16 protein-coding genes are annotated in these 21054 nt (G+C 42.5%); 9 read left to right on the plus strand and 7 right to left on the minus strand.

From position 1 onward, the window contains the following. Positions 1-226 precede the first annotated feature (226 nt). From carA to HFU86_RS03815, 3 genes are all read left to right on the plus strand, one after another. Positions 227-1390: a glutamine-hydrolyzing carbamoyl-phosphate synthase small subunit gene (carA, locus tag HFU86_RS03805; protein WP_154628325.1), complete on the plus strand. Its 1164-nt coding sequence runs from the start codon at positions 227-229 to the stop codon at positions 1388-1390. Positions 1391-1404: 14 nt separating this feature from the next. Continuing rightward, a complete protein-coding gene (carB, locus tag HFU86_RS03810; protein ID WP_132496159.1) occupies positions 1405-4626 on the plus strand; it encodes a carbamoyl-phosphate synthase large subunit in 3222 nt (1073 codons plus the stop codon). A 166-nt stretch (positions 4627-4792) separates the two neighbouring features. Beyond that, a complete protein-coding gene (locus HFU86_RS03815) occupies positions 4793-5821 on the plus strand; it encodes a MerR family transcriptional regulator (protein WP_187128754.1) in 1029 nt (342 codons plus the stop codon). Between the two features lie 83 nt (positions 5822-5904). On the opposite strand, the gene HFU86_RS03820 is transcribed toward HFU86_RS03815, so the two are convergent. The 3 genes from HFU86_RS03820 to metC all read right to left on the minus strand — a co-directional run bounded on the left by HFU86_RS03820 (position 5905) and on the right by metC (position 8940). After that, positions 5905-6804, minus strand: a complete 900-nt coding sequence (locus tag HFU86_RS03820; protein WP_187128755.1) for a PhzF family phenazine biosynthesis protein — start codon at positions 6802-6804, stop codon at positions 5905-5907. 138 nt (positions 6805-6942) lie between these two features. Beyond that, positions 6943-7617 carry a DedA family protein gene (locus HFU86_RS03825; RefSeq protein WP_036950325.1) on the minus strand — a complete coding sequence of 225 codons (675 nt, stop codon included), beginning with the start codon at positions 7615-7617 and terminating at the stop codon, positions 6943-6945. 138 nt (positions 7618-7755) lie between these two features. Continuing rightward, positions 7756-8940 carry a cystathionine beta-lyase gene (gene metC, locus HFU86_RS03830; RefSeq protein WP_187128756.1) on the minus strand — a complete coding sequence of 395 codons (1185 nt, stop codon included), beginning with the start codon at positions 8938-8940 and terminating at the stop codon, positions 7756-7758. A 353-nt stretch (positions 8941-9293) separates the two neighbouring features. Between metC and exbB the strand changes: the two genes are divergently transcribed. The 4 genes from exbB to yedF all read left to right on the plus strand — a co-directional run bounded on the left by exbB (position 9294) and on the right by yedF (position 13486). Beyond that, positions 9294-10235, plus strand: a complete 942-nt coding sequence (gene exbB, locus HFU86_RS03835; RefSeq protein ID WP_132496163.1) for a tonB-system energizer ExbB — start codon at positions 9294-9296, stop codon at positions 10233-10235. Positions 10236-10240: 5 nt separating this feature from the next. Beyond that, positions 10241-10672 carry a TonB system transport protein ExbD gene (gene exbD / locus HFU86_RS03840; RefSeq protein WP_036950331.1) on the plus strand — a complete coding sequence of 144 codons (432 nt, stop codon included), beginning with the start codon at positions 10241-10243 and terminating at the stop codon, positions 10670-10672. A 1360-nt stretch (positions 10673-12032) separates the two neighbouring features. Further along, complete coding sequence (yedE, locus tag HFU86_RS03845; RefSeq protein WP_132496164.1) at positions 12033-13247, plus strand: selenium metabolism membrane protein YedE/FdhT; 1215 nt, start codon at positions 12033-12035, stop codon at positions 13245-13247. Next, complete coding sequence (yedF, locus tag HFU86_RS03850; RefSeq protein WP_132496165.1) at positions 13244-13486, plus strand: sulfurtransferase-like selenium metabolism protein YedF; 243 nt, start codon at positions 13244-13246, stop codon at positions 13484-13486. Before yedE ends, yedF begins: the two co-directional genes overlap by 4 nt. Positions 13487-14071: 585 nt before the next feature. On the opposite strand, the gene HFU86_RS03855 is transcribed toward yedF, so the two are convergent. Then, positions 14072-14581: a GNAT family N-acetyltransferase gene (locus tag HFU86_RS03855; protein ID WP_132496166.1), complete on the minus strand. Its 510-nt coding sequence runs from the start codon at positions 14579-14581 to the stop codon at positions 14072-14074. Between the two features lie 236 nt (positions 14582-14817). Then, on the minus strand, positions 14818-15723 hold the full coding sequence (rdgC, locus tag HFU86_RS03860) for a recombination-associated protein RdgC (RefSeq protein WP_132496167.1): 906 nt from the start codon (positions 15721-15723) through the stop codon (positions 14818-14820). A 176-nt stretch (positions 15724-15899) separates the two neighbouring features. Between rdgC and mak the strand changes: the two genes are divergently transcribed. Beyond that, complete coding sequence (gene mak, locus HFU86_RS03865) at positions 15900-16805, plus strand: fructokinase (RefSeq protein WP_187128757.1); 906 nt, start codon at positions 15900-15902, stop codon at positions 16803-16805. Between the two features lie 495 nt (positions 16806-17300). Continuing rightward, positions 17301-19250, plus strand: a complete 1950-nt coding sequence (locus tag HFU86_RS03870; protein ID WP_187128758.1) for a bifunctional 2',3'-cyclic-nucleotide 2'-phosphodiesterase/3'-nucleotidase — start codon at positions 17301-17303, stop codon at positions 19248-19250. 287 nt (positions 19251-19537) lie between these two features. Here HFU86_RS03870 and HFU86_RS03875 read toward each other — a convergent pair whose 3' ends face one another. Together HFU86_RS03875 and HFU86_RS03880 are read right to left on the minus strand one after the other, a co-directional pair. Then, entirely contained in the window at positions 19538-19837 is a 300-nt protein-coding gene (locus tag HFU86_RS03875) for a type 1 fimbrial protein (protein WP_132496170.1), read from the minus strand. 451 nt (positions 19838-20288) lie between these two features. Then, entirely contained in the window at positions 20289-20888 is a 600-nt protein-coding gene (locus HFU86_RS03880; RefSeq protein WP_036953792.1) for a nitroreductase family protein, read from the minus strand. Positions 20889-21054: the final 166 nt, after the last annotated feature.

The raw sequence follows: 21054 nt of genomic DNA on the forward strand, positions 1-21054 counted from the left end.
TGAATAGTTATTTCATTAGCCTTCTATAGAAAAAATAGGTAAGAATGCAAAAAAGTAAGCTAAAAGTGAAAAAAATGCATTTTTTTCTAGACAAGACTCTATCCCATCATTAGAATGCGCGCAATTTGCCAAAAATTTGCTTAAAAACTCATTTTGGCATTGATTTAGATCGCAAAATCTGAATTAATATGCAAAAAATATGATTGATTATTCTCCGGAGGATGTTTTGATTAAGTCAGCTATATTGGTTCTGGAAGACGGAACCCAATTCCACGGGCGCGCCATTGGTGCTGAAGGGGCCGCTATTGGAGAAGTCGTTTTCAATACTTCAATGACCGGATATCAAGAAATAATTACTGACCCTTCCTATTCCCGCCAAATTGTTACTCTCACTTATCCCCATATTGGTAATGTCGGCACTAATGCTGATGACGAAGAATCTCCTAACGTACACGCTCAAGGCCTTATCATTCGCGACTTACCATTAATCTACAGTAACTTTCGTGGTCAGGAAGGCTTGTCTGAATATCTGAAACGCCACAATGTAGTGGCTATCGCGGATATCGACACGCGCAAATTAACTCGCCTGTTAAGAGAAAAAGGCGCACAAAACGGTTGTATTATCGCAGGGGATAACCCAGATGCGGCGCTGGCTTTAGAAAAAGCACGCAGCTTCTCAGGTTTAAATGGCTTAGATTTAGCAAAAGAAGTTTGCACCAAAGAGATTTACAGCTGGACTCAACGCTCTTGGAACTTAGAAGAAGGGCAACCAGCAGCAAGCAAAGAAGATGAGCTGCCATTACACGTAGTTGCTTACGATTTTGGTGCAAAGCGCAACATTCTGCGTATGTTAGTTGACCGTGGTTGCCGCTTAACCGTCGTTCCGGCAACAACACCAGCAGAAACGGTGTTAGCGATGAACCCAGATGGGATTTTCTTATCAAACGGCCCTGGCGACCCAGCCCCTTGTGACTACGCCATCAACGCTATCCAAGAATTCTTAAAAACTGAAATCCCCGTATTTGGCATTTGCTTGGGTCACCAATTGCTAGCATTAGCAAGCGGCGCCAATACCATGAAAATGAAGTTTGGTCACCACGGTGCTAACCACCCAGTTAAAGATTTAGATAAAGACGTGGTGATGATCACGGCTCAAAACCACGGTTTTGCAGTTGATGAATCCACACTACCCGACACATTGCGTGTGACACACAAATCGCTGTTTGATGGCACTTTACAAGGTATCCATCGCACAGATAAACCGGCATTCAGTTTCCAAGGTCACCCAGAAGCTAGTTCTGGTCCTCATGATGCCGCAGGTCTTTTTGACCACTTCATTGATTTAATCAACGAATACCGTCAAAACACACCACGTTCAAACGCAAAATAATCGGGAGCAAGAAAATGGCAAAACGTACAGATATTAAAAGCATTCTGATCCTCGGTGCAGGCCCGATTGTTATCGGCCAAGCGTGTGAGTTTGACTATTCAGGTGCACAAGCGTGTAAAGCTCTTAGAGAAGAAGGCTACCGCGTTATTCTAGTGAACTCGAACCCAGCGACTATCATGACAGACCCAGAAATGGCGGATGCAACTTACATCGAGCCAATTCACTGGGAAGTGGTACGCAAAATCATTGAAAAAGAGCGCCCAGATGCAGTATTACCAACCATGGGTGGACAAACCGCGCTGAACTGTGCTCTTGAGCTTGAACGCCAAGGTGTACTGGCTGAATTTGGTGTGACCATGATTGGTGCGACTGCGGACGCGATTGATAAAGCAGAAGACCGCCAGCGCTTTGATAAAGCGATGAAAAAAATCGGTTTAGGCACAGCGCGTTCAGGTATCGCACACACAATGGAAGAAGCTAACGCCGTCGCTGATGATGTTGGTTTCCCGTGTATCATTCGTCCATCTTTCACCATGGGTGGTTCCGGTGGCGGTATCGCGTATAACCGCGAAGAATTTGAAGAAATCTGTACTCGTGGTTTAGATTTATCCCCAACTAACGAATTATTAATCGATGAGTCGTTAATTGGTTGGAAAGAGTATGAAATGGAAGTGGTTCGCGATAAGAAAGATAACTGCATTATCGTCTGCTCCATTGAAAACTTCGACGCAATGGGAATTCACACTGGTGACTCCATCACCGTCGCACCTGCGCAAACACTGACAGATAAAGAATACCAAATCATGCGTGATGCCTCGATGGCAGTACTGCGTGAAATCGGTGTTGAAACTGGCGGTTCTAACGTTCAGTTTGCTGTTAACCCGAAAGATGGTCGCTTAATCGTTATCGAGATGAACCCGCGTGTTTCTCGTTCATCCGCACTAGCGTCAAAAGCAACAGGCTTCCCAATTGCTAAAATCGCTGCCAAATTAGCAGTCGGTTACACTCTCGATGAGCTGATGAATGACATCACAGGCGGTCGTACTCCTGCGTCATTTGAACCGTCTATCGACTACGTTGTGACCAAAATCCCTCGTTTTAACTTCGAAAAATTCGCCGGAAGCAATGACCGTCTGACCACCCAAATGAAATCAGTGGGTGAGGTAATGGCTATCGGTCGCACATTCCAAGAATCTATGCAAAAAGCACTGCGTGGTCTGGAAGTGGGCGCAACAGGTTTCGACCCGAAAGTGAGCCTGGACGACCCAGAATCGTTAACTCGCATTCGCCGTGAGCTGAAAGATGCGGGCTCCGACCGTATTTGGTACATCGCTGATGCATTCCGCGCAGGCCTATCTATCGATGGTATCTTCAATCTAACTAATATCGACCGCTGGTTCTTAGTACAAATTGAAGAGCTGGTGCGTTTAGAAAACGAAGTGGCAGAGTTAGGTATCAACGGTCTGACTAAAGATTTCTTACGCCAACTGAAGCGCAAAGGTTTTGCGGATGCGCGCCTGGCAAGTTTAGTCGGCGTGTCTGAAGCTGAACTACGTAAGTTACGTCAAGGTTATGATTTACATCCGGTTTATAAGCGTGTAGATACTTGTGCGGCAGAGTTTGCAACCGACACCGCATATATGTACTCCACTTATGAAGACGAATGCGAATCCAATCCGAACAACGATAAACCAAAAATCATGGTATTAGGTGGCGGTCCAAACCGTATCGGGCAAGGTATCGAATTCGACTACTGCTGCGTACATGCTTCATTAGCGCTGCGTGAAGATGGTTATGAAACCATCATGGTCAACTGTAACCCAGAAACTGTTTCAACGGACTACGACACCTCTGACCGCCTCTATTTCGAACCAGTGACACTGGAAGATGTATTAGAAATCGTCCGCATTGAACAGCCGAAAGGGGTGATTGTTCAATATGGTGGTCAAACTCCACTGAAATTAGCGCGTGCATTAGAAGCCGCGGGTGTACCGGTTATTGGTACTAGCCCAGATGCGATTGACCGTGCAGAAGACCGTGAGCGTTTCCAACAAGCGGTTAACCGCTTAAACCTGAAACAGCCACAAAACGCCACTGTTGCAACTATCGAACAAGCCGTTGAAAAAGCAGCGGGTATCGGCTATCCGCTGGTGGTTCGTCCATCTTATGTACTGGGCGGTCGTGCGATGGAAATCGTTTATGACGAAGTTGACCTGCGTCGCTACTTCCAAACCGCGGTGAGTGTGTCTAACGATGCGCCAGTCCTATTAGACCGCTTCCTTGATGATGCGATTGAAGTTGACGTGGATGCAATCTGCGACGGTGAAATGGTGCTGATTGGCGGAATTATGGAGCACATTGAGCAAGCGGGTGTTCACTCTGGTGACTCAGCATGTTCACTGCCAGCTTATACATTAAGCCAAGAAATTCAGGATGTGATGCGTGAACAAGTGCGCAGTCTGGCATTCGAATTGCGCGTTCGCGGTCTGATGAACGTCCAGTTTGCGGTGAAGAACAACGAAGTTTACCTGATTGAAGTGAACCCGCGCGCAGCAAGAACGGTGCCATTTGTTTCTAAAGCAACAGGCGTACCACTAGCGAAAGTTGCGGCGCGTGTTATGGCGGGTCAAACACTGACTCAGCAAGGCGTGACTGAAGAAGTCATTCCGCCTTACTACTCAGTCAAAGAAGTGGTTCTGCCATTCAACAAGTTCCAAGGTGTTGACCCAATCCTCGGACCAGAAATGCGCTCAACGGGTGAAGTGATGGGTGTTGGCCGCACATTTGCTGAAGCATTTGCTAAAGCGATGTTAGGCAGCAACTCAACTATGAAGAAATCTGGTCGCGCACTGCTGTCTGTTCGTGAAGGCGATAAAACGAAAGTTGTTGATTTAGCAGCGAAACTGCTGAAACACGGTTTTGAGTTAGACGCGACTCACGGAACGGCGATTGTCCTGGGTGAAGCGGGTATCAACCCACGTTTAGTAAACAAGGTTCACGAAGGTCGTCCACACATTCAAGACCGTATTAAGAATGGTGAGTACAACTACATCGTGAATACAACGGCAGGTCGTCAAGCGATTGAAGACTCAAAACTCATTCGTGGCAGTGCACTGCGTTACAAAGTTCACTATGATACAACTCTCAACGGTGGCTTTGCGACGGCATTATCTCTGAGCGCAGACCCTACGGATAAAGTGATTTCTGTACAAGAAATGCACGCATTAATTAAATAATCACTGATTCGATGATTATTAACCCCAGTGGCGTTATCGCCTCTGGGGTTTTTTTATGGGTAGCGAAAAATGGAATAAATTAAAATAAATGAAAAATAGTGCACAATAGTGATTGACCCTCACGTAACGTGAGGCACTAACCTGCATTTCAGGACAGGAGGCGCAGATGCTATTTCAAGTGGGTGAGATCGCAGAGAAAACAGGATTAACCATTCGTACCCTTCATCATTATGAAGAGATTGGTTTATTACTGCCGACTGCCAGAACCGATGCAGGTTATCGACTCTATAATATGCAATGTATTGAACGCTTGACGCAAATTCAGATGCTGCGTCAGGTGGGAGTCAAACTGAAAGACATCGGCGAGTTACTTAATGGTCACAGTGGCGATATCTCTCTTTTGTTGCAAGAGCGTATTAGTCTGTTAACCGAGCAGATGAAGCAGATTGAAAAACTGCGTTCACGTCTCGAGCGGTTACAGCAGCAAATGCAACGGGGAGATAACCCCACTCAGGCTGATTGGTTTTCATTATTGGAGATGATGTCGATGTTTGATAAATATTTTACCCCTCAAGAGCTTGAGCAATTGCCGCTCTACACGGCGAACACATTGAAAAATCAAGAGTGGCAGCAGCGGGTTGCCACAGTAAAAGCGTTAATGGAAAAAGGTGAATCACCAAAATCAGCTGAAGCACAAGCGGTTGGTGTTGAGTGGATGACAGCCCTGGAAAGAGATACGGGCGGAAACCCGGATTTCTTTGCGCGTTTAAATCAAATTCACTTAACCGACAATGAGCTAATGTTCTCGACAGGGATCACTGAAGCGGTGATTGACTTTGTAACTCGGGGCTTTAGTGAGTACCAACTGTCGCGATTTAAACCTCATTTAACCGCTGAGCAATTTGCTGTTGTTAGCCGGCATTACTTTGAGTCAGGCAAAGTGTGGCCTGAATTTATTTCAGGAATTTATAATGCTTTGAAAGCGGGGGATGCTCCAGATTCGCCAAATGTACAGAAGCTGGCGGGAATATGGTTAACCATGTTTAACCAATTTACTGGGGGCGATCCGCTATTACAGGAAAAAATCCGCACGATTTACCGCGAAGATCCGGTGATTTCTCAAGGAACATGGATGACGCCAGAAATTGGGCAGTATCTGTTTTCCGCCATTAGTTTCTTATTGGCGAAGCAATAACCGCGTAAGTTAGCAATCCATTCCTGATATCAAAGTCGCGACAGAATATGCCGCGACTTTTTTGTTTTAGGTGCGTTAGTAGACTAAAAATGGACGGTTTGGATACCCATTGTTGCGGCTTGTCCACCCACACAAACTCGGCTGATAGCCTGATCTTGATGAGAAATCTCCACTTGAATTTGCGAGGAGCATTCCATTGCCCGCCCTTGCTCTAACAGAAAACAGGTTTCTGTGGGGAAGACATGTTTCACCAGATAACAACCAAGAGCACCGCTTGAGCTACCAGTTGCGGACTCTTCATTAATTCCGTAGAGCGGAGCAAAATTTCGGCAATGAGCAGTAAAAGAAGATGACTGGCTTAGCTCAAAAACATGGAAACCAATCGAATCAAACTCACGGCTCAGTTGTGCGATAGCATCATAATTAGGTTTTAAATTATCTAATTGATTGGATTGCACGGGGACTAAAATATCAGGTAATCCAGTGGAGATAATTTCAATAGGTAAGCCTGTTTCTGTGATTGTCTCAGCTGGGATACCTAATGCGGCAGCGACGGTATTCACATCAGGCCCTTGGCGGGTAACGGGAAGAGTTTGTTGCATAATGACCCCATCAGCACTGACCGTAACATTTAAAATACCGGCTTTGGTTTTTTGGGAGTAGGTGCCAGCGGCTAATTGATTCAATGAAAATAGGGTAAAAAAGACAGCCAATGTCGCATGCCCACAAAAATCCACTTCACTTTCAGGGGTGAAAAAATCCACTTTAAAATCCGTTTCTTCACCCGCACTTTCTCCAGAATAGACAAACGCCGTTTCGGAAAATCCCACTTGGCGAGCAATCGTAATTTTTTGTGCATCACTGAGTTTCGGGGGATTGAGTACGACTCCGGCAGGGTTTCCGCCAGTGTTATTTCGAGTAAATGAGTTTACAAGGTGAACGTTAAGTGTGTGTTCACCGGTAGGTATTGCGGTATTTTGCATAGTGACTCCAAGGTAATTACGCGCTTTTTTATTATTTATGGGGATGAAAGGGGCGCATATTGAGAGGTAGATGTGGGGTTTGTCGCGGCGACCAAGCACTTAAACCTGTGTTGGTCGCGTGAGATTTAGGCGCGCAATTTAGCTTTCTTTGCTGCCTTTTAAAGCTTTACGGTGTTTCCAGTAGACGATAATGGAGCCAATCAAACCACTGACCAACAGCACGACTGGGATGATCATCAGTGCGGTGATCACAACTTGCTCATGCTCTTTAACGAAAGGAATTTGGTTAACGGCATAGCCCAAAGTCACAATAATACCGACCCACAATAACCCGCTAAGCCAGTTGAATAACTGGAAACGGCGATGACTTAAATCGGATAACCCCGCTAACAATGGCAGCAGCGTTCTTACGAATGCCAGAAAGCGCCCGATCAATAATGCATACAAACCTTGTCGGTTAAACATATCATTGGCTTTTTTATGATATTCCTCAGGGAGTTGAGAAAGCCAGCGTTTAACTATCTTCGTTTCGCTTAACCAACGCCCTTGAACAAATCCAAGCCAACAACCTAAACTCGCGGCTGTTGCCAGCAGCAAGATAGTGGGGACAAAGTGCAAAACACCTTTGGCAATCAGTGCACCAGAAAGCAGTAAAAGGGTATCACCTGGTAAAAATGCGGCGGGGAGCACGCCATTTTCTAATACAATCACCACAAAGAGTACGGTGTAAATGACCCAGAGAACTTCTGGGTTGGCGAGCTTCATAAAATCGTGTTGCCAAAGTGCCAGTACGATTTCGCGTATGACTTCCATAATCGTTCCTGTATCTGCATAAAGCGAATTATTGGGCTCTATATTACAGGAAAAATTTCAGCCTAGTTTGATTTGTTTGGGTAATTATCTAAAAGGCAGCGATTAACTGCCTAATAATTAAGGACAGAATGTTGATGTTTAAATGCGCGCGAAAGCACGTTGTAAATCATCAATGAGATCTTGCGGGTGTTCTAAGCCGATATGCAGGCGGAAAAACGACCCGCTATCCGGTTGATAATTGTATTGGCGCATACTGAGTAAATCTTCGGTTTGATAACCAAGAATCAGTGATTCAAACCCGCCCCATGAATACCCCATTTTAAAATGGCTAAAGTGGTCGAGAAAATCGCTGAACTGTTTAGGGGATAACCGCGAATTTAATTGAAATGAAAACAAACCGTTGCAGCCACTAAAATCCCGTTTAAAGAATTCATGCCCAGGGTGGCTCGGAAGTGCAGGATGAAAAACATGTGCCACAGCGGGATGCTCTACTAACCAGCTTGCGACGGCTAAACTGTTCGCTTCATGCTGCTTGAGGCGAGTTGGTAGGGTGTGAAGCCCTCGACCTGCCATGTAAACGGTATCAGGATCGGCAGTTTGCCCCAATAAATATGAATTTTCCCGTAAGGTTTCGATGCAGCGCTGGTTGGCAACAGCGGCCCCTAACATGCCATCTGAATGACCATTAATGTACTTTGTTGCGGATTGAATAGAAACATCTACATCAAATAAAAGAGGTTTGAGTAAGACACCCGCAGCCCATGTATTATCGATCATGATAATGATTTCTGGGGATTTTTGACGAATGGCTTTTACGATAGCAGGAAGGTCATGGACTTCCATAGTGATAGAACCTGGCGATTCCAAAAAAACAATTTTGGTATTTGGACGGATTAAATCGGCAATTTTTGCGCCAATCAATGGGTCGAAATAATTCGTTTCAACATTCAAATTAGTGAGGATTTTGTCGCAGAAGTTTTGTGTCGGGTCATAGGCTGACCCCGTGACCAGAATATGATCCCCCGCGCTGATAAATGACATGATGGCATTGGTGATCGCTGCTGCACCTGAAGGATAAAGAACACAGCCAGCACCACACTCCAATTCGCTCATCGCTTCTTGGAAAGCAAAATGGGTCTGTGTACCTCGGCGACCATACATTAATACGCCATTTGCGCGATTGCGCACAGCATGCTTTTTATCTTCTACCGAATCAAAAATCACGGAAGAGGTACGTTGAATGACAGGGTTTACCCCTTTTTGAGTGAATTTAGGGTTTCTACCAAGATGCACGAGCTGGGTTTCTGGTCTTATGTTTGCCATTGAGCTATCCCTTATTTACCGATAGAAAATCAAATGATTGGCTAAGTTATCACCTGACGTTAAATGATTTTGGCCTACCAGAGCAAGAATAAAAGTGGTTAGCTGAATTTTCTTCATTATCAAGCAGCAAATCGAGTCGTCTCTCGAAGGGTTATGTTGATAAGCGACAAAAAATTGCGAATACTAATGATAATTACTATCAATTCGTGGTGTGTTTGATATTATCTGACATCTTGACGAAAAGAGATGAATGCGTGAATCAAATTTCGCTTTTAATGGTTAGTCGATGAATGGCACAATCATCGATATAAATTTTTTTATACAACACAAAATAAGAGAGTAAAGGCCAACTGATGCGTAAATTAACAGCTTCTATTCTATTGGCGATCGGCTTAATGGGCACGGCATCCGCAGAAACAACACCCGCTGTCACACCTACTACACCAGTAGCTAACCAAGGTTCAACAGCAGCTCCTGCAAATACACCTTCCACAACGGAAGTGACTGCGACTCCAACAACGACAACTCCAGCAGCAACACCGGAATCTGTCGTGACAAATACGGTAGTGACTGAAAATGTTGAGATTGCGACTGAAGCTCATGGTGGCGGTTTTGATCAGGATTTATCGGTTTGGGGTATGTACCAAAACGCAGATGTTGTTGTAAAAACGGTGATGATTGGTCTGTTACTCGCATCCGTGATTACATGGGCGCTATTCTTATCCAAAGGAAGTGAGATTTTAATTGCACGTCGTCGTTTAAAAGATGAAGCAAAAGCAATTGCAGAAGTAAAATCTCTTGATGAAGCGGTATCTATCGCGGAAGGGTTTAAAGCAGGTAGCATTACGCGCATGTTATTAGCTGAAGCGACAACTGAAAGAGCGCTTTCGGCAAACAGCCAAGATCTTGCGGGTATTAAAGACCGTACAGGTTTCCGTTTAGAAAGAGCGGTTGCTGCAATCAGCCGTTATATGGGACGTGGAAATGGCTATTTAGCAACTATTGGTGCGATTTCTCCATTTGTCGGTCTATTCGGTACCGTGTGGGGGATCATGAACAGCTTCATTGGTATTGCTCACTCTCAAACCACAAACTTAGCGGTTGTTGCTCCAGGGATCGCAGAAGCGCTTCTGGCAACGGCAATCGGTCTTATCGCCGCGATTCCTGCTGTGGTTATCTATAATATTTTTGCTCGTATGATCAACAACTATCGTGGTCAAGTGGGTGATGTTGCTGCACAAGCAGCATTGTTACTGGGGCGTGACCTCGATCTGGCAAACAGCAAAGCAAGGTAATTATTATGGCAATGCGTTTAGGTGACGAACAAGACGATAGCGGTGAAATGCATGAAATCAACGTAACACCGTTTATCGATGTTATGTTGGTTCTGCTGATTATCTTTATGGTTGCAGCGCCACTGGCTACCGTTGATATTAAAGTCGACTTACCTGCTTCCACTGCGAAGCCTCAGCCTCGACCAGAAAAGCCAGTATTCTTAACTGTGAAATCAGATAGTCAGCTGTTTATCGGCGAGCAAGCGGTTAGTAAAGAGCAGTTAGGTTCAACTCTTGATCAAGCCACAAACACCAATAAAGAAACCACAATTTTCTTCCAAGCGGACAAAAGTGTGGATTATGAAACGATGATGGATGTAATGAATGCATTGCGTCAATCGGGGTATCTCAAGATTGGTTTAGTCGGTATGGAAGCAACCGCGGCTAACGCTAAATAGCTAAGTTGTTTCACGTAATCATGCGTTTTATCTCTGTATCGTGGGTGACATAATCACATTGATGCTTTGAGATAAAACGCATTTTTTTATACCTATCAATTTTCATCCATCATATTTTTTGCATATTCTTGCAACATTTCTGATAAAAAAATGGTCTCTCTTTATAGTTTCACAAACAAATGGTTTAATTTTATTCGGAATTTCTTCTAATTTTATTTAAGTTAGAGTAATTTTAAATTCTGCTCACATAAAACCACGTTTAAAAAAAGCTTGATAAGGTTAATTGAAAATAAACCATCCATATTGTGCGGGATTATTCACATACAGAGTAATTTTGCTGAATACTCTAATTGGGAGTGTCAATTTTAGAGTGTTTCGTGTGAATTACCATGGAACTTACTGATTATTAGAATAATCATGAATAAAGGCGATATCATCGTTCAAAATAACAGCAGGGTTAACCCGTTAGATGAAGTTCAGACAAAAAAAGAGAATAATAAAAATTATTAATACATTTAAATCTAATTGAAATGATAAAAAAAGCGAGTAAATAAGCTGGGTAATTTTATTAATATAAGTGTTATTAATAAAATTATTTTAAATGTACTTGAACAATGAAATATAAATATGTAATTACTGTTATAAATGCCAGTTTGATACTTTTAGTAGTGATTTTCGATATAATCCATTGTTATTTATTGTTTTTTTGTCTTCTTGTTAATATGTCTTAAATAAAATAAAAAAACACTTGCGCAACATTTCATGAGCGCTATAATGCAGCCAATAACATTTAGAAATACTTTTTAATAACTTTTCATCTCGAGTTTTTTATTTTTCAATTTACTAATGCTAGGGAATAAATAAAGTACTAGTTGCTGTTTGATTAGGCTTTATATTAAAAATAAATATAATCAATCATACTCGAGTGTACGATGTTCAGTTGTTAGATGTAAGTTCGGATGTTATTACTGAAGTCAAATGGGCTGACTTTAGACGACACACAGCAAAATGATGTAATAAAAATATTTCATATTATACTCCTCTATAAATAAGATAAGACTATACTTCCATGCGCCATCATTAAGATGGCGTTTTTTTTATGCATGTTTATTTATCTTTCAAGCATCAACTGTACCCTCAGAATTTATGTGAAGAATCGGTGATATGCGGTGTGATTAAGCATGTGGTTAAATCAATCTTTCTGAGAGTATTCATAATTTATTATTTAATGATAAAAAGTATCAGAGTATGATGTGCACCTCTTCGCTGTGGGGCACTAAGCTATACATCATGTAGCAACACATCATACAACAGCGAAATTCTTTGCCAGGTACTGGCTTGAAACATTCTGGAAGTAAAAATGACTTGGTCTGAGTTTAAATCTCACTATCTCATCGGTTTTTGGAAACCGTTACCTGCGGTGATTGCGGCAGGTATCTTATCGACTTATTATTTTGGTTTAACAGGCACTTTTTGGGCTGTAACCGGTGAATTTACTCGCTGGGGCGGGCATATCATGCAGCTATTTGGTGCGCATCCAGAAGAATGGGGCTATTTCAAAGTTATTGGTTTTCAAGGTTCGCCACTTGATCGAATTGATGGCGTGATGATTATCGGTATGTTTGCTGGCTGTTTTGCCGCGGCACTTTGGGCAAATAATGTCAAAATTCGTATGCCGCAGCATCGAGTTCGAATTTTTCAAGCCATCCTCGGTGGGATCATTGCTGGATTCGGCGCTCGTCTAGCGATGGGATGTAACTTAGCCGCATTCTTTACGGGAATTCCACAATTCTCGTTACACGCTTGGTTCTTTGCTGTAGCGACTGCCGTCGGCTCTTACTTCGGAGCTAAATTCACCCTGCTGCCAATGTTCCGTATTGCAGTAAAACTGAAAAAAGTCTCAACAGCATCGCCATTAACTCAAAATCCGAATACAGCTAAGAAACGCTTTAAATTAGGCATGGCTATTTTTGCTGTCGCACTTGCGTGGGGCTTTTATACACTGCTGGATGCACCAGTCATGGGCTTTGCTATCTTATGTGGGATTGGTTTTGGTTTACTTATTGAACGTGCCCAAATCTGTTTTACCTCCGCGTTTCGTGATTTATGGATCACCGGTCGTACTCATATGGCAAAAGCAATTATCATTGGTATGGCGGTTAGTGCGATTGGTATTTTCAGTTATGTGCAACTGGGTGCGACACCTAAGATTATGTGGGCTGGTCCAAATGCTGTGATTGGTGGATTACTGTTCGGGTTTGGTATTGTCTTAGCGGGTGGTTGTGAAACTGGCTGGATGTACCGTGCCGTTGAAGGCCAAGTTCATTACTGGTGGGTTGGTTTCGGTAACATTATCGGCGCGACTATCTTAGCATATTACTGGGATGATTTAGGCCCATGGTTAGCTACAGACTTTGACAAAGTGAACTTGCTCGAGACATTTGGTCCACAAGGTGGCTTGCTCGTCACATACGCTTTATTAGCCATTGCATTTATTTTGATGTTGGTATGGGAAAAATATTTCTTCCGTAAACGTGCCCAAAAACTAGCGAATACTTCCATGGAGGCCGCATGAGCCATAAAAAAGAAATCGTACCGGATTATCGATTAGATATGGTGGGAGAACCTTGCCCATACCCTGCGGTTGCGACGTTAGAAGCCATGCCATCGTTAAAACCTGGAGAGATATTAGAAGTGGTAAGTGATTGCCCACAATCCATCAATAATATCCCTTTAGATGCCAAAAACTATGGTTATAAAGTGTTGGATATTCAGCAAGATGGGCCGACTATTCGTTATCTTATCCAAAAATAACAAATACGCGTCATATTTTGCACTGTCGCGGTGTTGGCTTCATGCGTTAGCCCTAGTCACATACTTGTGTATGCTCCTAGGGTCTAACTCATTTGCCGCCTTGCGACAGCACAAACTATTTAGCGTATTGGTATTAGTCATATTTTGCACTGTCGCGGTGTTGGCTTCATGCGTTAGCCCTAGTCACATACTTGTGTATGCTCCTAGGGTCTAACTCATTTGCTGCCTTGCGACAGCACAAACTATTTAGCGTATTGGTATTAGTCATATTTTGCACTGTCGCGGTGTTGGCTTCATGCGTTAGCCCTAGTCACATACTTGTGTATGCTCCTAGGGTTTAACTCATTTGCTGCCTTGCGACAGCACAAACTATTTAGCGTATTGGTATTAGTCATATTTTGCACTGTCGCGGTGTTGGCTTCATGCGTTAGCCCTAGTCACATACTTGTGTATGCTCTTAGGGTCTAACTCATTTGCCGCCTTGCGACAGCACAAACTATTTAGCGTATTTCAGTGATACCCTAAAATATTAAAGCTACCTATCAGTCGTGAGATTACAACTGATTGTTATAGGTGATAGTTCGGTTACTTATCCTGCCAGTTCGCAATATCCAGCACAAGCTCGCACTCATCATCGATATAGCCACCTGTCGGAATAAAGCCAAGTTTCTGATAAAACTCAAATGGGCTCTCTTCTCCTTCACCGCAACTATTATACAGCCGTGGGTAACCTTTCTTTTTCAAGTAGCGGATCACTTGAATTAACGCTTCACGACCAAATCCTAATTTTTGGTAAGGCTCGGCTATCATAAATCGCCATAGCATAATGCCATCGTATTCAAGCTCATCATCATCTAGCCCAGAATGCAGCATAATGAATCCTACAGGGATATCATCCGCATAAATGCCCCGGTACCAAGCACAGTCAGAGAATTGCGCCTCAACCATGGAATAGGCATTATCTGCCACCATGCTACGTTGTGCTTCACTGAGTGTATGGCTCAGCAAACAGATTTCCGAAAAGTTTTCAGCTGTTACCTTCTGCAAGGAGACAACGGAATTTTCATCCACTTCTGGCTCGATGAACTCTATCATAACCATTCCTTCGCTCGAATATTGACCAAAGCTTCACGAGGAAGCTGCTTGAGTTGTTATTATTGAATAATCAAAATTGCTACTGATTTGTTACATGGATGTAATTTAATCAACCAGAGATCGAGGAGGCAGTCAATGACTTAATTGTGGCTATGCAAGCGGGGTCTAAAAAGAAAATGGCAACTTGCGTAAATGCCCGTTGCCATCGTGAAGTTAGGATAAAAAGCTAAATAATATTAATGTTCGGCTTCACCGCCCAGAACATCAATTAAGCGAGCGATTAAGGCGCTGAGTTCGCCTGTCATCAGAATATAATCAGCATCAAATTTCTGAGCGAAATCTTCTTTAGGAATATCGTCATTTTGTTCTTTTAGTTTTTCACTGAATTTCAGTTTCTTCAGGGAGCCATCATCTGACAGCATAAACTGAACGCGCTCTTCCCAATCTAACGATAATTTAGTGACTAATTTGCCAGCTTCAATATGGGTAGCAATTTCGTCAGAAATTAGGTCTTGTTTCTTACAACGGATGATCCCGCCTTCTTCTAAAATCGCTTTTAATTCCGCTTCATCCATAGCGGCAAAACCTTGAGGTAATGCGCCAGAACGCACCCATTCAGTCAGGGTTAACTCAATTGGGTCTTTAAAGGTCAGGGGAACAACAGGAAGCGAGCCTAAGCTTTTACGTAATAACGCTAAATTATCTTCGGCACGCTTAGCACTAGCGGCATCAACAATAATTAGCTGATTAACGGTATCAATCCAAATGTAGGTTTTGCTGAATTTACTGAATGCGCGCGGAAGTAAATCATGAACCACTTCATCTTTTAGCGAGGCTTTTTCAGTTTTTTTCAGTTGGCGACCTTGGTCCGCTTCTAATTTTTCAATTTTCTCTTGTAATGCTTGCTTGATCACGGGGGATGGCAGCATTTTATCTTCTTTCTTGGCACAAATAAGAATTTGGTTATTTGCAGCATGGGTGAGTGCATCTGCGCCACGCATTGGCGGCACCCAGCCCGTTTTCATCATGTCTTGGCTTCCACAAGGGGTATAAGCTAGCGGCGCAAGTTGTCTTTCCAGATCATCCGCGGAGAGTGCCAAATCCCGATTCAGGCGATAGACCAATATATTCTTGAACCACATGAAAAACCTACCTTTGTCATTAAAAACATGTTTAGCAAGGCGGACATGATAGCGAATTGTCCGTTATTAAGCGAAAAAAAATGCCCGCCATTTTGCGGTGTTTTACTTTCTATAAAGGTCGTCTAATAATGTAAGCAGGCAATTAAATGAAAAATCGATAATAAGTGAGTGCCATTATGAGAATAGGGATTGATTTAGGCGGTACAAAAATTGAAGTGGTCGCGCTGGATGATGGCGGCAATATTCTATTTCGTCAGCGTATGCCAACGCCGCGAGGCGATTATCAAGGCACACTCGATGCAATTAAGCATTTAGTTGATGAGGCGGAAGCGGCAACGGGCCAAGTTGGAAGTGTGGGTTTAGGGATCCCTGGAACACTTTCTCCAGTGACGGGAAAAGTGAAAAATGCCAATTCTACGTGGCTAAACGGACAACCATTCGATAAAGATCTTGCTCAATGTTTAGGTCGCCCAGTGAAAATGGCCAATGATGCTAATTGCCTTGCTGTTTCAGAAGCCGTAGATGGTGCAGGGGCAGGCGCTAAAGTGGTATTTGCGGTGATCATCGGAACGGGCTGTGGCGCAGGGATCGCCATTAATGGGCAAGTTCATTCTGGTGGAAATGGCGTCGCAGGAGAATGGGGACACAACCCTTTGCCATGGCAAGATGACCAAGACCGACTATTTCTGGCTGACGAAAAATGTTATTGCGGGCTGAGTGGTTGTACAGAGCAATTTGTCTCCGGTACGGGATTTATGGCGGATTACAAAAAACTGGCCGGAGAATCCAAAATAGGCACTGAAATTATTCAATTGGCGCAAAATGGCGACAAACACGCGATAAAAGCCTTTGAACATTACCAAAATCGCCTAGCAAAAGCATTAGCACAAGCCGTCAACATGCTAGACCCAGACGTCATAGTGCTAGGGGGCGGAATGAGCAATGTCGATGAGCTCTATGAAAATCTGCCAGAAAAAATTCGCCAATGGGTGTTTGGTAGAGAGTTTGATACGCCAATCAGGAAGGCGGAGCATGGGGATTCGAGTGGGGTGCGGGGGGCAGCCTGGCTCTGCTCTTCCTAATTTGCCTCATGACGTTGTTAGCTGCTCTCTCTAGCCCTAGTCACATACTTATGTATGCTCCTAGGGTCTAGTTCGTTGGCTGCCTAGTCATGAGGTAAATTAGTTTGAGCATTGGGTGAGGGGAAGGGCGAAAAAAATCAAAAGCAAGGCAAAAGTAAAAAATGAGTTGGTGGATTTGTTTACTTATAAAGTGAGTGTTGGTGAGTTATATGGGGAATAGCGGGTTTTATCGATAACTCAAATAATAGCGGTGATTTTTATCGGATAAATCTATTTTTGTGAGCTATATAAAAGTCGGGATTCATAAATGGACTAAAACCGTGATTTAGTCACAAAAAATGGTTACTGTTTGCAGGCATTATCATTAAAACTTGATATCCAACACACAGTGACAGGCTCAATTTCGGGTATGGTTGAGTTTTTAATCAATAACCATGAAATGAATCTGGACTTTATGAGAGGCATTCTCTCAAAAGGCAACAAAGGGGATTTAACGTGAAAAAGGCTCTAAAACTTTCATCTTTGGCACTGCTGGTGGCATTTAACGCCAACGCTGCCACGGTTGACTTGCGTGTCATGGAAACATCCGATGTACACAGCAACCTCATTGACTTCGACTACTACAAAGACAAATCTACTGAACAATTTGGTCTAGTACGTACTGCGACATTAATCAAAGCCGCGAAAAATGAAGCCACCAACGCTATCCTCGTGGATAACGGGGATTTAATCCAAGGCAGCCCACTGGCTGACTATATGGCGAACAAAGGCTTAAAAGAGGGAGAATCTCACCCTGCTCATAGCTTAATGAACACCATGGGCTACACCGTCGGTAACTTTGGTAACCACGAATTCAACTTTGGTTTAGATTACCTGAAACAAGCTATTGCAGGCGCGAAATTCCCTTACGTCAATGCCAATATCGTTGATGCTAAAACCGGTGAAAACTACTTCAAACCATACATCATTGTTGATACTCCAGTAAAAGACCGTGATGGCAAAACGCACACTATTAAAGTTGGTTATATCGGTTTTGTTCCGCCACAAATCATGATTTGGGATAAACCAAACTTAGAAGGTAAAGTGACGGTGAATGACATCACTGAAACCGCTAAAAAGTTTGTGCCGCAAATGAAGAAAGAGGGCGCAGACCTGATTGTGGCAATTCCTCACTCGGGATTCTCACAAGAGCCATACAAAGCGATGGCAGAAAACTCTGTGTACTATCTCAGCGAAGTCCCGGGTATCAACGCCATCATGTTTGGTCACTCTCATGGTGTGTTCCCAAGTAAAGAATTTGCCGATATTAAAGGCGTCGATGTTGCAAAAGGCACTGTCAATGGTATTCCAGCAGTTATGCCAGGGCAGTGGGGTGATCATTTAGGTGTGGTTGATTTGGTGGTTAACAATGACAGCGGCGATTGGAAAGTGGTTGACGCTCAGGCCCATGCCCGCCCTGTTTATGATAAAGCCAACAAGAAGGCTCTGGTTGAGCGCGATGAATCACTCGTGAAAATCATCCAAGAGCAGCATCAAGGTACCCGTGATTTCGTGGGTAAACTGATTGGTAAAGCCTCTGAAAACATGTACAGCTACTTGGCATTAGTTCAAAGCGATCCAACGGTTCAGATTGTGAATGATGCTCAGATGGATTACACCCGTAACTTTATCCAAGGCGACCCAGATTTAGCTGATTTACCAGTATTGGCCGCAGCGGCACCATTCAAAGCCGGTGGACGTAAAAATGCGCCTTCTGAGTTTGTTGAAGTGGAGAAAGGGGATTTAACTTTCCGTAATGCGGCTGACTTATATCTCTATCCAAATACCTTAGTGGTAGTAAAAGCAACAGGTGCGGATGTGGTTGAATGGTTAGAGTGCTCTGCGGGCATGTTCAACCAAATTGATGCACAATCAACTAAACCACAAAGTCTGATCAACTGGGATGGTTTCAGAACCTATAACTTTGACACCATTAGTGGTGTGAATTACCAAATTGACCTGACTCAGCCAGCTAAATATGACACCGATTGCCAAGTGGTGAATAAAGATGCAAATCGTATCAAAAATGTGACTTACCAAGGCAAACCAATCGATCCTAAAGCGGCATTCTTAATCGCGACTAATAACTATCGTGGTTACGGCGGTAAATTTGCAGGTACTGGTGATGCGCATATTGCGTTTGCTTCCCCAGATGAAAACCGTGCAATTTTAGCGGCTTATATTGCTAAAGTGTCTAAAGAAAAAGGTGAAGTGGTTTCGAAGGCTGATAATAACTGGTCCTTCACGCCAATTAAAACCGATAAAAAACTCGATGTTCGTTTTGAAACTTCACCAAGTGAAAAAGCTGCCGAGTTTATTCAGCAACATGCTCAATATCCAATGAAAAAAGTGGGTACTGACGATATCGGTTTTGCTATTTACCAAGTTGATTTGACTGCTAAGTAATCGCAGTAATAAGAAATAACAGTCATAAAATATTGATAACCGAAAGCCTGTCACTTGTGTCAGGCTTTTTTTCATAACAATGTATGTTCGATGGCATTCGTATGAAAAAAATAATTAGGGAAAGAGCCATAGAGGAAAGCGGTATAGAGGCATAGAGGAATACAAAATAACTGACTGGCAATGTGCCAGCAAAAGCGGATTAATACAGAAATAAAGTTCGGGGAGTTTAAACTTAAGAGTAAATGGCAGCTCCCCGAAATATTGTATTTATTAGATCTTCAATTAACTTATTCATAAGTCACATTTAACATAGGTAATTTACTGTGTTTGTCATATTCAACTTTGACATACTCGGATTCCACTTTTTTACCATTTTTCAATGAACCTGATGCAGTGACTGTTTTACCATTACGATAACAATCCACATTTGCATGGGTTTGATTCACGATATTGACTTCACACTGAGGCTCATAGATATAACCACCAAATGAAACTGTACCTCCTGAAGATGGGTTGATATTACTTGCAAAAGAACAACTCGAAATGAAGATTGCCACTACAGTAGTTAATAAAGATAAACGTTTCATAGTCCACCCCCTTAATAACACTGACCACCATCCAATACTGCTTCTGTGCTCTTATTTTTAGTGTAGTTCAAATACCGATAATGCAAAAATAAAAGTTTAGTCTATAAGTAAATACTATTACCCTGAGGATATAACATATTGATGTCAATCAAATTAAGGTTATTTTTCAGTTTTATATAAGTGATTAAAAATGCCATTTTTTATAAAATTGCGACCAATATATAAAAATGAAATATTATTTTTGAATAAGTGTGATTGATTTTGATTAATATCCCGAGGGTGTTTTTCTATTGGGATAATTTGTGATAGTTGAGGGTTTTATATTGTTAATAATTTAATGAAATTCAAATGTATTATATAAATAAATATATAATGGCTTGAGTGAATAAATAAAATAAAGCCCCTGCAAATATTTGCAGAGGCAATAAAGATAATAACGATCAGTGATGAATTATTTGAATACTTTGAAACGAACGTCGTCGTCCATAAAGTCTTTATCACCAGCAGGTTGCTCAATTGAACCAAATACCATTTGAGCACGTAAGATCCAATTTGCTGGGATATCCCACTCTTGTTGAACTTGATTATCAATTAATGGGTTGTAGTGCTGTAATGATGCACCTACATTTTCCTGAGATAATGTTGTCCACACTGCCAGTTGAGCCATACCGCTCGCTTGTTCTGACCAGATAGGGAAGTTATCTGCATAGAGTGGAAATTGTTCTTGTAAACCAGTGACGACATTTTTATCTTCAAAGAAAAGAACGGTACCAGCACCTGCTGCAAAGCTATTAATTTTTTGTTCTGTTCCAGCAAAAGCGGCTTCAGGAACGATAGCGCGTAACGCTTCTTTGGTTATATTCCACAGTTTTTTATGTTCTGCACCAAATAGCACCACAATACGTGAAGTTTGTGAGTTAAATGCTGATGGGGAGTGCTTAACCGCTTCTTTGATAAGCCCTGCCACTTTCTCTTCCGAGATTGGTAATGAATCGCCTAAGTTATAAATAGTGCGACGATTTTTAATCATTTCGATAAATGCGTTAGACATGTGTGTCCCCTTGCTTTTGTTTAGAGCACGGCAATTTATTGAACAACCTCAGAAGCCGTAACTTGTTTCGAAGTAAATTGTTTCGATGTGAATAACTATAAAGATATCCCAACCAAATCATAGAAAAAAAATTTAACCTTAATGTTCAAATTTTTGCATGTTGTTA

This window comes from Providencia sp. JUb39 (assembly GCF_012272845.1).
GTDB classification, from domain to species: Bacteria; Pseudomonadota; Gammaproteobacteria; order Enterobacterales; family Enterobacteriaceae; genus Providencia; species Providencia lanzhouensis.